Source organism: Acidimicrobiales bacterium, from assembly GCA_035531755.1.
Classification (GTDB): domain Bacteria; phylum Actinomycetota; class Acidimicrobiia; order Acidimicrobiales; family UBA8190; genus DATKSK01.
In genome coordinates this window covers 1-12,420 of sequence record DATKSK010000007.1, presented here as the reverse complement: position 1 = coordinate 12,420, position 12,420 = coordinate 1, and the positions used below count along the sequence as shown (strand labels likewise).

At 70.9% G+C, this 12,420-nt stretch carries 12 protein-coding genes; 9 read left to right on the top strand and 3 right to left on the bottom strand.

Translation table 11 applies throughout. The features are described from left to right. Positions 1–135 precede the first annotated feature (135 nt). Positions 136–1,068, bottom strand: coding sequence for a sulfite exporter TauE/SafE family protein (locus VMV22_01480; protein ID HUY20989.1), 933 nt, complete (start codon positions 1,066–1,068; stop codon positions 136–138). Beyond that, positions 1,065–1,406, bottom strand: a complete 342-nt coding sequence (locus VMV22_01475) for a rhodanese-like domain-containing protein (protein HUY20988.1) — start codon at positions 1,404–1,406, stop codon at positions 1,065–1,067. Before VMV22_01475 ends, VMV22_01480 begins: the two co-directional genes overlap by 4 nt. A 161-nt stretch (positions 1,407–1,567) precedes the next feature. Here VMV22_01475 and VMV22_01470 point away from each other — a divergent pair, with 161 nt between their 5' ends. The 4 genes from VMV22_01470 to VMV22_01455 are packed head-to-tail and all read left to right on the top strand — an operon-like array spanning position 1,568 to position 3,730. Beyond that, complete coding sequence (locus VMV22_01470) at positions 1,568–2,659, top strand: MBL fold metallo-hydrolase (GenBank protein HUY20987.1); 1,092 nt, start codon at positions 1,568–1,570, stop codon at positions 2,657–2,659. A 55-nt stretch (positions 2,660–2,714) separates the two neighbouring features. Continuing rightward, complete coding sequence (locus VMV22_01465) at positions 2,715–2,984, top strand: metal-sensitive transcriptional regulator (GenBank protein ID HUY20986.1); 270 nt, start codon at positions 2,715–2,717, stop codon at positions 2,982–2,984. A gap of 16 nt (positions 2,985–3,000) precedes the next feature. Then, positions 3,001–3,330 (top strand): thioredoxin, encoded by a 330-nt coding sequence (trxA, locus tag VMV22_01460; protein ID HUY20985.1) that lies wholly within the window; start codon positions 3,001–3,003, stop codon positions 3,328–3,330. Positions 3,331–3,340: 10 nt separating this feature from the next. Beyond that, complete coding sequence (locus VMV22_01455; protein HUY20984.1) at positions 3,341–3,730, top strand: DUF302 domain-containing protein; 390 nt, start codon at positions 3,341–3,343, stop codon at positions 3,728–3,730. A gap of 101 nt (positions 3,731–3,831) precedes the next feature. Here the strand turns inward: VMV22_01455 and VMV22_01450 are convergent, their stop codons facing one another. Further along, entirely contained in the window at positions 3,832–4,527 is a 696-nt protein-coding gene (locus tag VMV22_01450; GenBank protein HUY20983.1) for a PIG-L deacetylase family protein, read from the bottom strand. A gap of 13 nt (positions 4,528–4,540) precedes the next feature. Here VMV22_01450 and VMV22_01445 point away from each other — a divergent pair, with 13 nt between their 5' ends. The 5 genes from VMV22_01445 (at position 4,541) to VMV22_01425 (ending at position 11,973) form a co-directional block, all read left to right on the top strand. Beyond that, positions 4,541–5,248, top strand: coding sequence for a class I SAM-dependent methyltransferase (locus VMV22_01445; protein ID HUY20982.1), 708 nt, complete (start codon positions 4,541–4,543; stop codon positions 5,246–5,248). A 179-nt stretch (positions 5,249–5,427) separates the two neighbouring features. Further along, positions 5,428–6,567 carry an IPT/TIG domain-containing protein gene (locus VMV22_01440; GenBank protein ID HUY20981.1) on the top strand — a complete coding sequence of 380 codons (1,140 nt, stop codon included), beginning with the start codon at positions 5,428–5,430 and terminating at the stop codon, positions 6,565–6,567. A 361-nt stretch (positions 6,568–6,928) separates the two neighbouring features. Next, positions 6,929–10,474 (top strand): hypothetical protein, encoded by a 3,546-nt coding sequence (locus VMV22_01435; GenBank protein HUY20980.1) that lies wholly within the window; start codon positions 6,929–6,931, stop codon positions 10,472–10,474. A gap of 327 nt (positions 10,475–10,801) precedes the next feature. Then, on the top strand, positions 10,802–11,692 hold the full coding sequence (locus VMV22_01430) for an ice-binding family protein (protein HUY20979.1): 891 nt from the start codon (positions 10,802–10,804) through the stop codon (positions 11,690–11,692). Then, positions 11,689–11,973 carry a hypothetical protein gene (locus tag VMV22_01425; GenBank protein HUY20978.1) on the top strand — a complete coding sequence of 95 codons (285 nt, stop codon included), beginning with the start codon at positions 11,689–11,691 and terminating at the stop codon, positions 11,971–11,973. The genes VMV22_01430 and VMV22_01425 overlap by 4 nt, the downstream gene beginning before the upstream one ends. Positions 11,974–12,420 lie beyond the last annotated feature (447 nt).

Sequence of the window (12,420 nt, the reverse complement as noted above, 5' to 3'; positions counted from 1 at the left end):
CGATCGCCAGGGTGTCTTGGTTCGGTGCCACGGTGGGGCTCCTCAATCTCCGGGGTCGGGTCGTCGGAAGGGGTCGGGTCGTTGGAAACGGTGGGGCGCGGTGTCAGAGCGATGCGGTGTCAGAGCGATGCGGTGTCAGAGCGATGCGGCCGAGCGGGCCAGCGTGTAGGCGGCGACGGTGACGAGAAGGACGACGAACCAGCGCACCAGGGTCGGAGCGCGCATCCGATTGGCGATGTGGTTGCCCGTGACCGCGCCCACCAGGCCGGCGACGGTGAACGGGATGGCCACGTGCCAGACCACGCCGGTCGTCGCCAGTCGGGACGTGAGCGCGACCCCGCAGTTGACGGCGATGACGAGGAGCGAGGTCCCGATGGCCGTCGGCATGTCGAAGCGCAGGGCCAGCACGAGCGCGGGCACGATGATGAAGCCCCCACCGACGCCGAAGAACCCGGTCATGAACCCGACCAGCGAGCCGGCCACGACCACTTTGGCCACGGTCGACATGCGGACACGGGTTGCGGGTGCGGCCGGGACCGCCCCGGTGGACGTCCGGCCCATGGCGAGGGCACGGTCGCCCGACGCCGTCGGCAGCGCTTCCGGGCCGCCGCCGGCGACCATCGACTCCGTGGGTGAGAAGGGCGAGGCGGGCGAGGCGGCAGCGTGGGCCGGAGGTTGGGTGGCGGGGCCGGAGGCGCGGCGGTCACGCCCACGCGCCGTCGCCCACATCCGCCACGCGGCGATCGCCATCAGACCGGCGAAGGCGGCGAGGAGCACGTTGGGGTCGACGGCGCGGTTCAGGCGCGTCCCGAGCAACGAGCCGGCGACGCCGGCCAGGCCGAACCACAGCCCGGCCCCGACGGCGACCCGCCCGCCGCGCCAATGCCCGATCATGCCGCCGAGGGCGGCCACTCCCACGACGACCAGCGATGTCGTCACGGCCTGCTTGGGGCCGAGCCCCACCACGTAGACGAGGGCCGGCACCGCCAGGATCGACCCTCCGCCGCCCACGGCGCCGAGGGCGAGGCCGATGAGCACGCCCAGGGGCAAGGTGAGCAGGAGCCTCACAGGACCGTTCCCGGCGAGGCGTCGCGGGCGTGCACCGCCAGGCCGGCCGATGCCCAGGCCAGCATGCCGCCCTCCAGGTTGACGGCGTCGAACCCCGATCGGGCGAGGAGCGCCGTCGCCCGGGCCGAACGGCTCCCGGACCTGCACACGACCACCACCCGCTGACTGCGCGGGACTTCGTCGAGTCGGCTCGTGAGGGCGCCGAGGGGGATGTGCCGGGCCCCCGGGGCATGCCCGGCCTGCCATTCGGCGGGCTCCCGGACGTCGAGGAGGACGGCGCCCGAACGGAGGAGGACATCGGCGTCCCCGGGACCGATTCCTGCACCGCCGCCTGCCATCTTCCGCAACCAGCCCACGTGAAGCCTCCCGGGTCCTGTCGTCGACCTGATACCCAGTGGGGTATCGTGGTACCCACGGAATATACCCCCTGGGGTACCGGTTGCAACCGGTGATCGTGCCGCCGAGGTCCGCGAGGGCCCGAACCGCCGAGGAGTGGGTGATGTACAGAGACGCCGAAGCCGCGGAGCTGGCGGCCCGACTGGGCACCGCGGCCGAGCCCTTCGTCCTGGACGTGCGCGAGCCGAGTGAGTTCGCCGCCTGGTCGATCCCGGGCGCCGTCAACATCCCGCTCGATGAGCTGGCGGCCCGGATCGCCGAGGTCCCGGCCGACTGCGAGGTCGTCACCGTCTGTGCGACCGGAAACCGGTCGTCCTCGGCGGCCGAGGTGCTGAGCCACGACGGGCGCCGGGCAGCCAACCTGTCGGGCGGCATGGCGGCGTGGGCCCTGGTCTACGACTCGGTGACCCTCGAGCTCGACGGCGTGCGTGTCGTCCAGGTGCGCCGGCGCGGCAAGGGGTGCCTGTCCTATGTCGTGGGAGCTGGGGACGAAGCATTCGTCATCGACCCGTCGGTCGACACGGCGGTGTACATCCGCCTGGCCGACGAGCACGGATGGCGCATCACCCGGGTGTTCGACACCCACCTGCACGCCGACCATCTGAGTGGCGCCCGCCTGCTCTCCGCAGAGGCGAACGCGACCCTGCACCTGAATCCGGCCGACCCCTTCGAGTTCGCCTATGAGGCGCTCGGCGACGGTGACCGGTTCGAGCTTCCCGGCGGCGCGTTCGTCGGTGTCGTCGCCGTCCACACGCCCGGCCACACCCGCGGGTCGACGACATACGTCGTCTCCGACCAGGTGGCGCTGTCCGGTGACACCTTGTTCGTCGAGAGCGTGGGCCGCCCCGACCTGGCGGAGCGGGCCGAGGAGTTCGCCCACGACCTGTACCGGTCGCTCCACGACCGCGTGCTCTCGATGTCCGACGACGTCCTCGTGCTGCCGGGGCACTACGGGAGCGACGTCGTCGTGCGGCCCGACCGCCCTGTCGGTGCGTCGATCGGCGACCTGCGCAGCGCACTCGCCCCCCTGTCGTACGACGAGGCGGAGTTCGTGACGTGGGCGACCGCCCGCTCCACGCCCCGGCCGCCGAACTACGTCGAGATCGTGCAGGCGAACTTGGGTCGCGCCGATGTGGCGCTGGCCGCCCTGCGACCACTCGAGGTCGGCCCGAACCGCTGCTCGGTGTCGGGCTGAGCCCCGCACGGACCCCGCCAGAGAGCAATCCGGACGCGCGACGGAAGGAGATTTGATGCAGCTGCCCGAGGATGTCGTCGACGATGTGCGCAAGCGGCTGCGCCGCGTGGCCGGCCAGGTCCAGGGTGTCGACCGCATGCTGGGCGAAGGTCGTGAGTGCCGCGACGTCGTGGCGCAGCTGTCGGCTGCCACCAAGGCGCTGGAGCAGGCCGGATTCCGCCTGGTGGCAGCCGGGCTCTCCTACTGCCTCGAGCACCCCGAGGACGCCGAGGCAGACGGCTATCCGATCGACGCTGTCCAGAAGATGTTCATGAAGCTCGCCTGAGAGGAGCGTTCCCACCATGTCCACGATCACCCACGCAGACGATCCCGCCACCTTCGACGTCGAGGTCCTGCAGGCCACGGTGCCTGTGGTCGTCGATTTCTGGGCCGCCTGGTGCGGCCCGTGTCGCGCCGTTGCGCCCGAGCTCGAGGCCCTGGCCGCGGCGCACGGCGACTCGCTCAAGGTGGTGAAGGTCGATGTCGACGCCAACGGTTCGGTGGCGGCGCGCTACGGGATTCAAGGCATCCCGACGGTCGCCTTGTTCCGCGACGGTGAGGCGGTTGCCGCCAGCGTCGGTGCCAAGCCACGGCGGCAGATCGAGGTCGACCTCGGCCTCGGGTCGAGCTGAGGCGGCACCGGTGCGCTCCATCGATGCCGTGATCGACGAGCCCCTCGACCGCGTCGAGGAAGCCGTGCGCGGAGCCCTGGCGACGGAGGGCTTCGGTGTCCTCACCGAGATCGACGTGGCTGCCACGTTCGAGGCGAAACTCGGCGTGCACGGCCCGCCGATGAAGATCCTCGGCGCGTGCAACCCGACGCTCGCTCATCGGGCCCTGGAGCTCGACCCCGCAGCGGCGCTGGTGCTCCCGTGCAACGTGGTGCTACGCGAGGACGACGGCAGGACCTCGATCTCCATCGCCGACCCACGCGAGCTCATGGCCGGTCCGGCCTTCTCCGAGCTGGCCGCCGATGCGGCCGCCCGCTTGACCGCCGCGTTGGCGAGGCTCACCGCCACCCCCGTCGGTTGACCGCAGCGGGCGAGCCCGTGTGCACGCGCCTCGCCCCCGAGGGGGGACCGCGTGTGGGCGGGATGCCGGCTCCGCCGGCCGATCGGGGCGGAGGTGGCCCGTCATCGGCGGGGCGGCCGGAGCCAGCGAAACGCTTCATGGTCACCCTGGAGCTCGAGCCGACGCCGGAGGACGGGGTTGTCCGTCGCCTGGCTCTCGTGCCGGGCGATGGCCCGGTGCTGACGCCGGCGATCGACCTCGATCACGACGTCGAGATGCTCCGTCGCGCGCCCCACGAACTCGGTGCCGAGCTCGGCGTTCAAGGCGGTCGCCACTCGTTCGGGCACGGCCCAGGCCAGGACCGGCAGGTGCGTGTGTTCAGCGCTCCGCAGCGCGGCCTCGGTGGCTCGATCGTGGTCGGCGTGCCCGGTGATGCCGCCTTCGTCGAAGACGAGGAGGAGGTCCGCCCCGACCCGCGTGGCCACCCGGCAGACGTGTTCGGTGAGCGGGGCCAGGGGTTGGTGGGCCAGTGCACCGTCGGGGTAGTCGAGGAGCTCCACATGGCCCACGCCGAGCTCGGCCGCGGCGTCGGCCAGCTCTGCGGAGCGGATCCGGCCGAGCTCCGAGGCGTCGGCGCCGAGCGTCGACGTCTCGCCGTGCGTGAAGCAGATCACCGCGGTGCGCGATCCAGCCTCCGCGAATGCGGCGAGGACTGCACCGAGCCCGAAACTCTCGTCGTCGGGGTGAGCGCACACCGCCAGGACCGAGGCCGCCCGGGGAAGCTCCCCCGTCGACGCGCTACCTGGGTTGTGGGCCAACGCGGCACCTCGAATGCGAGCCCTCGTCGGGAGATCCCGCCACGAGTGTCAACCGGATCTCCCACCCGGTATTCCGAGAGCGATGAGCACGGACAGCGATATCGTACGAGGAGGAATCGTGGACCGCAGTGACTGGAACGAGCGGTACGGCACCGACGAACTGATATGGAAGGCGGAGCCGAATCGGTTCCTGGTCGAGGAAGTCGGGTCGATGGCTCCCGGGCGCGCACTCGACGTGGCATGCGGCGAAGGTCGCAACTCGGTGTGGCTGGCCTCGCGGGGCTGGGACGTCGTCGGCGTCGATTTCTCCTCGACCGGCCTGGCCAAGGCGCGCCGGCTGGCGGCCGACCGGCAGGTCGACGTGACGTGGATCGAAGCGGACCTCGTGGCGTGGGAACCCCCGCCCAGCGCCTTCGATCTCGTGATCGTGCTCTATCTCCACCTTGCCGCCGACCGCCGCCGGACGGTGCTCGGACACGTCGCGGCGGCACTGGCACCCGGCGGTGTCCTTCTTGTCATCGGTCACGACGCGTCCAACCTGTCCGAAGGTGTCGGGGGCCCGCAGGACGCGTCCGTGCTGTTCACGCCCGAGGAGGTTGCCGACGACCTCGTGCCGTCCCTACGTGTCGAGCGAGCCGAGCGGGTGCGGCGACCCGTCGCGACCGATGCCGGCGAGGCCGAAGCCATTGATGCCGTGATCCGGGCCGTGCGCCCCTCGTGACTCGCGATGGTGGTGCTCACGGCACGAGACGTGGCAATTGTCTCGATATTCCCAGGCACGTCACCGAAGCTTCCCAGCCACTGTTATGGAAGCGTTATGACGTTCCCCTCGTGGTCCGGAGCCGTGGACACTGCATCCCCGGCGGGCCATGATGAGCGGGGTTTCTTGGGAGGTGGGCCATGTTTCGCAAGCTCGCATTGGGCGCGGCCGTCATCGTGTTGCCAGTCGGCATCGTCCTGGCGGCGGCGCCGGGAGTCGCCAGTGCCGCGGCCGCCGCGCCGGTGGTCAAGCACGTCGCCCCGCGCCACGGGTCGGCGCTCGGTGGTACGGCGGTCGCCATCACCGGGACCGCCCTGAACGGCGCCACCGGCGTGGATTTCGGCAGCACGCCCGCTAGGACCTTCAGGGTCGTGTCGCATCACATCATCATCGCCAAGTCTCCCGCCGTTCCCGCCGGGACCGGCACGGTCGACATCACCGTGACCACCCCGTCGGGCACCAGCGCGATGAGCACCAAGGACCGGTTCACCTACCAGGTGCTCCTGCCCGTCGTGTCGCATGTCGACCCGAACCACGGCCGTCCGGCGGGCGGCACGACGGTCACGATCCTCGGCAAGGATCTCAACGGTGTCACGGCGGTCGACTTCGGCACCACCCCGGCGACCAATGTCACCGTGTTCTCCAACACCATCATCACGGCGAAGGCGCCTGCCGGTGCGGGGACCGTGGACGTCACGGTGACGACGCCGCTCGGCACGAGCCTGGTGACGCCGAAGGACCAGTTCACGTACAGGTCGCCCTTGCCGGCCGTCACCCACGTCACCCCCCACCGGGGATCGACCGCAGGCGGGACCGCCGTGACGATCCGCGGGTACAACCTGACCGGGGCCACAACTGTCGCCTTCGGTGCCAATGCGGCCACTGACGTCACGGTGATCACCAGCCACCTGATCACCGCGACCTCACCGCCGGGCGTGGCCGGGACGGTCGACGTCATCGTGACGGCGACCGCGGGCACGAGCGTGCCGACCACCGGCGACCAGTTCACGTACACCAACGTGGCCCCGGTCGTCACGCACGTGGCCCCCCGGCACGGGCCCGCCGCCGGTGGGACGGTCGTGGCCATCACCGGTCATAACCTCATGGGGACGACCGAGGTGGACTTCGGCCCCAACCCGGCTACCAATGTCAGGGTGATCTCCGGCAAGATCGTTCTGGCGAAGGCACCCGCAGGGATCATCGGGACGGTCGACATCACCGTCAGCACCCCCCTCGGCACGAGCTCGTCGGTCCCGAAGGACCAATTCACCTACAAGTAGTACGCGTGGGCAAGTAGTACGCGTGGGCAAGTAGTACGCGTGGGCAAGTAGTACGCGTGGGGCGGCCGCTGGTACGCGCCGACGTGCACCGTCGAGCTGATCGACTCCGGACCGACGGCCGAGCCCCGTAAGCACCCCGAGGGCACGGCCCCCTCCCGTCGATCGCGATCCCTGGGCACGGTCGCCGGCGGCCGGCCCGATGGGGAGAGCAGGCTCGGAGTGGCACACCACGGACCGACACCGGTCGGACCCTGCCAGCGTTTCCTCAATATTGGGGATGTTCCGGGGCGGGCACTCTGATCCGATGACACGGGGGGCCCGCGGCGTCTTGCGCGTCCGGTCCGAGCGAACAGGGGGTCCGATGGGACGCTCTCCAGTCGTCGCCGCCCGCATCGGTGTGGCCGGTGCCGTCGCGCTCCTCGCCGGCTCGTTGATGATTGTCGGCGTGACCGTGCAGGCCCTCACTGCGCCCGCCTTCGCAGACACCTCGGCATTCGAGCTCTTCTGCACGAACACGCCCATCGGCGACCTGGTGTTCAACGACGTCGTCATGTCCGGCAGCCTCTCGCCGGCGTCGCCGTCGCCCGGACAGCAGGTCAGCCTGACGAATTTCCAGACCAACCTGGTCGTCCCGGCCGACATCATCCAGGCGGCGACCGCCGTCGGGAACACGATGATCACCGGGACCGCCTCCGCCACGATCGTGGCCAATGGTGCGACGCCCACGTCGATGCCGACCGGGTCCCTCGCCTACACCACGGCGATCCCGACCCCCGTCCCGTCGTCGGGGTTGCCTCTCGCCGTACCCTCCACGCCGGCGACCATCGGCCCCTTCACCGCCACCAGCAGCAACATCGCGCTGTCGCTGGGGTCGTCGATCACGCTGACGTTCAACGACATCGCCATTCCCGGTGGGCTCCCTCCCCTGGAGTGCTCGGCGTACCCCAACGACGTCCTGCCGACGGGCTTCGCCCAGGGGATCCCGCCGGGGCTCCCCCTGTCGCCCGCCATCGCCGCCGCGGGGAGCCCGTCGACCACGACCACATCGGCAGCGGGGGCGGTCACCGGGCCCTACGAGCTGTACTGCCCGCACACGCCGGTGGGTGACCTCGTCTTCAACGACGTGACCACCTCGGCCACCGTCTCGCCCGGGACCCTGGCGGCGGGCGACCAGTTCCAGGTGACGGGCTACCAGACCGACATCCCCGTCCCGTCGGGTGACGTCGCCGCTGCCGCCGGTCTCGGCAACAGCAGCTTCGACGGACTGGCGGCCGGCGAGGTGGACGCCTACGGGACGACACAGTCCCAGGTGCCCACGGGCTCGATGGGATTCGACCTGCCCATACCGAACCCGGTCCCCCCCACGGGGCTGGCGCTCGACATCCCGTCGTCGCCCACCAGCGTGGGTCCCTTCACGGCGAGCGGCGGGCCGATCACGATCGCCCAGGACCAGTCGATCCTGGTGGTGGCCAAATTGTCGAGCAAGGCCTTCAAGATGTCGTGCACCGCCTTCCCGAACGACAGCATCGCCACCTCCGGCTCCACCGGCACGCCACCGGCGGCCACGCCCATCCGGCCCATCATCGCCACCGCCAGCGCCTCGGGGACGCCGACCACGACGACGACCACGACCTCGGTGCCGGGGAATCCCGGGACGGGGAACCAGACGCCGGGCGCCCCCTACGAGCTGTACTGCCCGAACACACCGGTGGGCAACATCGGCCTCAACGACGTCGTCACCACGGCGTCCATCACGCCGGCGTCGCTGAACGAGGGCGACCAATTCCAGGTGACCAACCTGCAGACACAGTTCACCATCCCCCAGAGCGTGGCCCAGCAGGCCGAGAACCTCGGGCTCACCACGCTGAGCGGGGACCTGTCGCTGTTCCTGAACGTGACCGGGACGCAGTTCGCCGGCTATCCCGGCCCCGGGATCTCGGTGGCGCCGACCCCGGCGCTGACGGCGACCACCTCGCCCGGGCCCGTACCCAGCACGACGACCGTCGTGTACCCCGGGCCGTACCCGGGCCCGTACCCCTACCCGGGCCCGTATCCGTACCCCTACCCGGGCGTCGACGACATGTCGTTCGACGTCACCCTGCCGTCGCCCGTGCCGGCCTCGGGGGTGCAGTTCACCGCCACGCCGGCGCCGGGGTCCCAACCCGAGACGTTCACCGCCGGCGGTGGTCCCATCGACGTGTCGGCGTCCGGCGCCAACCTCGACGTGACCGCCTTCGGCGATCGCTTCGGGTTGTTCTGCACCACGCTGGTGAACGACACCGTGCCCACGGGCCTGTCCCTGCGCCAGCCGAACACCGGGTACACGAATCCCCTCATCGCCACGGGCAGCGCCACCTCCATCCCTCCCCCGCCGCCGCCGCCCGGACCGCCGGGATCCTACGAGCTGTACTGCCCGGGCACGCCGGTCGGTAACATCGCCCTGAACAACGTCCTCACCACGGGCACGATCACGCCGGCCGGTCCGGCTCCCGGGGACCAGTTCAACCTCACTGGCTACCAGACCACGCTCACCATCCCGGCCAGCATCGCCTCGGCCGCAGCCGCGCTGGGCAACAGCGCCATCACCGGGACGGCGACGGCCACCGTCGACGCCAGCGGTGCCACCCCGGCACAGATCTCCACCGGGACGATGAACCTGAACGCCCCGATCCCGTCGCCGGTGCCCCCGACCGGCGTCCCCCTCACACTGCCGTCACCCGCTGCCACCATCGGTCCGTTCACGGCGTCGGGAGGTGCCATCACCATCACCCAGGACGGGTTCGTCCAACTGGTCCTGGTCGTGTCGGGGAGCAACCTGACGCTACGGTGCGCCGCCTACCCCAACAACACGGAGCCCACGGGCATCGTGTCGACGTTCCCGGTGGGCACGCCCGTCTCGCCGGTGATCGCCACCGTGGGCGTGACGGGGGCGCCGACGCTGACCGTGAGCCCCTTCACCGACCTGCAAGACGGGACGAGCGTCTCGGTGACCGGCAGCGGATTCGCCGACGGCTCCCCGGGCAACGTCCTGGAGTGCAACGACACCCCCGGTCAGCCGACGGTGTCGCTCGGCTCGCCGGTCGATTCGGCCGTGCCGGTCGGGTGCACTGCGCCCACCTTGAACCTGGTGACCACCTCCGCCACCGGGGACCTGTCGACCACCTACACCGTCGCCACCGGCACGGTCGGGCCGCCGTGCGGCTCGTCGGCCGACATCATCACCTCATGCCCGGGCACCGACAGCGCCGGACAGGACCCGGCGGCGGACGCCGCCAACTACCCCTGCCCGCCCACGCCGGCCCAGCAGGCCGCCGGCGCGACCTGCAGCCTCCGGTACGGCGACGCGGCCGGTGACAGCGCCACGGCCCCGATCCTGTTCCCGGGCTCGCAGCCACCGGTGCCGACCACCACGCCGCCGGTGCCCGGGGCGGGGCCCACCACGACCGAACCCGTAGCACCGGTGAGCGCCACGACCACCACCTCCGACCCGGCGAGCACCTCCACCACGGCCGGCCCCGGAGCCACGACTTCGACGGCGTCCACGAGCACGTCCCCGACCACGACCGCGGCGGCGGCCACCAAGGCGTCGTCCTCGACGACGGGCGACCCCGCGGGGCCGTCGTCGACGGCGTCGCCCGTGGTCCGGGCCTCGTCGAGCGTCTTGGCGTTCACCGGCCCCGGGGCGGCCACCGGTTGGATCGTCGCTGCAGGCGGGGTTCTCATCGTGCTCGGCCTCGCCATGCTGCTCCTGGCGGATGCGCCGCGCCGGCTCAGGTGGGTACTGATCGGACGGAAAGATGCACCCCTGTCCGGAGCTTTCGGTGCCCTTCGGCTCGGTGACAGGCGGCGGCCCTCCCATGCACGGGAACAGCTGTGGGTCGACGGTCGACCACCAGAGCAGCGGTGAGAGGGGCGCTGTCGGCCCGGAACCGGTCGAAGACGTAAGGAGCCGCAAGCTTCGGTCGGTGGGGTCGTGGCACCCCTGTCGCGTGACAAGGCTCCACTCTCCTGCTCAAGAAGGCACGCTGTTGTGCCGATATCAGCAGGCAGACCCCCCGAGAGGGGCGCCTGGTTTCGGACAGGATTCCGGAGGATCGGAAACCCGCCACCTGGCTCGACGTGACCTCTCCCGACAGTGATGAGGTACGTCATGCGGCTCGATCGCCCACACCGCTCTATCCGTTCCGGCCCGCGCGGGCATCACCACCTGGCTCCGTTGGCGTCATTGGCCGTCGTGGTGGTGGGTACGGCCGTCCTCTTTCCCAGCCTCCCCGCCGACGCCGCGCAAGCGCCGGTCGGCCTGGGAAGCGCCGGGTCCTTCGCCGTCCTGTCCGGTGCGGGGATCACGAACACGGGGCCGACCACGATCACCGGTGACGTCGGGACGTTCCCGACCCCGTCGGAGACGGGGTTCGGATCGGTGACACTCGGCGGCACCAACCATGTCGGCGACGCGGTGACACAGCAGGCCAAGACGGACCTCACCACCGGCTACAACACTGCTGCCGGCGCCGGCCCCGCCACGGCCGTGGCCACCGAGCTCGGCGGTCGGACCCTGACCCCCGGCGTCTACACCAGTCCCACCCTCGGGCTCACCGGCACCCTGACGCTGAACACGTTGGGTGACCCGGCTGCGGTGTTCATCTTCCAGGCGTCGTCGACCCTCATCACGGCGTCGAGCAGTTCCGTGATCGTGCTCAACGGCGGCACGGCGTGCAACGTCTACTGGAAGGTCGGGAGCTCCGCGACGCTCGGGACCGGCTCGCACATCGTCGGGAGCGTCCTCGCCCTGACGTCCATCACCGCCACGACAGGGGCGACCATCGACGGTCGGCTGCTGGCCCGCAACGGCGCGGTCACGCTGGACCACAACACCATCACGGCCCAGACGTGCGCGGCGGTGACCGCCACGCCGCACACGAACACGGGCGTGACGGCCCCCACACCCACCGGGAACGGGCTCGGCTCCGGCACGGCGGTTCCGGGCGCGTCGGGATCGCCCACACCGACAGGTCTTGCGGTCACTGGATTCGATCCTCGCCTGCCGCTGCTGGTCGGCGGCCTCCTGCTCGTCTCGGGCATCGTGCTGCTGGGCGTGGCGAATCGCCGGCGGGTGCGCGCGTGAGTGCTGCAGGCATGCAGTCGACCCTGCGCGGCAGACGCCAGGCGTTCGCGCAACCTGGCCTCGGTCCCCTGGTGGAGCGTGTCATCACCTCCCTCCCGGGGGACGAGGAGGCCGGACTCATGCGGATCATCGTGTACTACGCCGACGGGACCGTCACCGGTCTCGACGGGTCCCTCCGGGATGCGGGCGAGAAGGCGCGCAGCTGGGGGTTGACCCGGGTGCCCACGCAGGATCGAACCATCCGGTGGGCATGGGACACCGACACGCTCACCACTCCGTAGGACGGAATATGGAACCGACCAGGGGCAGTCGGACCTGGTGGAGCGTGATCACGCCACCCACGGGGAAGACGGCAGAGCTGAGAGCCGGACGGTGACAACCGTGCCGGGGGTCCCAGTCGTTCCCCCGCCTTCCCCGTGCATGACATACGCAGTCGTTCGACCGAGCGAGCAGGGGCGGGGCCGAAGCCCCGCCCCTCGAGGTCCTCTTGCGGGGGACCTCCTCGCCACGTCTCGTTGACACCGAAGGCGGGCGATGGGGCGCCCACCTTCAGCCGTGGTGGATCAGAGCTTGAACCTCTGCCCAGGCAGCAGGCTCAGGTTCCCGGCGGCGTCGAAGCACAGCTTGGTGTGGACTCCGCCCTTCACGCCCCCGTCGGTGCTGGGACTGGTCGGGGTGTTGCCCGTGATCCTCCCGTGCAGGATGACCTCGGTCGACCCCGTGGCGCA

Excerpts from the sequence above, each read along its gene's own strand:
- VMV22_01470 (HUY20987.1), top strand. The coding sequence starts at position 1,568 with ATGTACAGAGACGCCGAAGCCGCGGAGCTGGCGGCCCGACTGGGCACC.
- VMV22_01445 (HUY20982.1), top strand. The coding sequence starts at position 4,541 with ATGCGAGCCCTCGTCGGGAGATCCCGCCACGAGTGTCAACCGGATCTC.
- trxA (HUY20985.1), top strand. The coding sequence starts at position 3,001 with ATGTCCACGATCACCCACGCAGACGATCCCGCCACCTTCGACGTCGAG.
- VMV22_01465 (HUY20986.1), top strand. The coding sequence starts at position 2,715 with ATGCAGCTGCCCGAGGATGTCGTCGACGATGTGCGCAAGCGGCTGCGC.
- VMV22_01435 (HUY20980.1), top strand. The coding sequence starts at position 6,929 with ATGGGACGCTCTCCAGTCGTCGCCGCCCGCATCGGTGTGGCCGGTGCC.
- VMV22_01475 (HUY20988.1), bottom strand. The coding sequence starts at position 1,406 with ATGGCAGGCGGCGGTGCAGGAATCGGTCCCGGGGACGCCGATGTCCTC.
- VMV22_01440 (HUY20981.1), top strand. The coding sequence starts at position 5,428 with ATGTTTCGCAAGCTCGCATTGGGCGCGGCCGTCATCGTGTTGCCAGTC.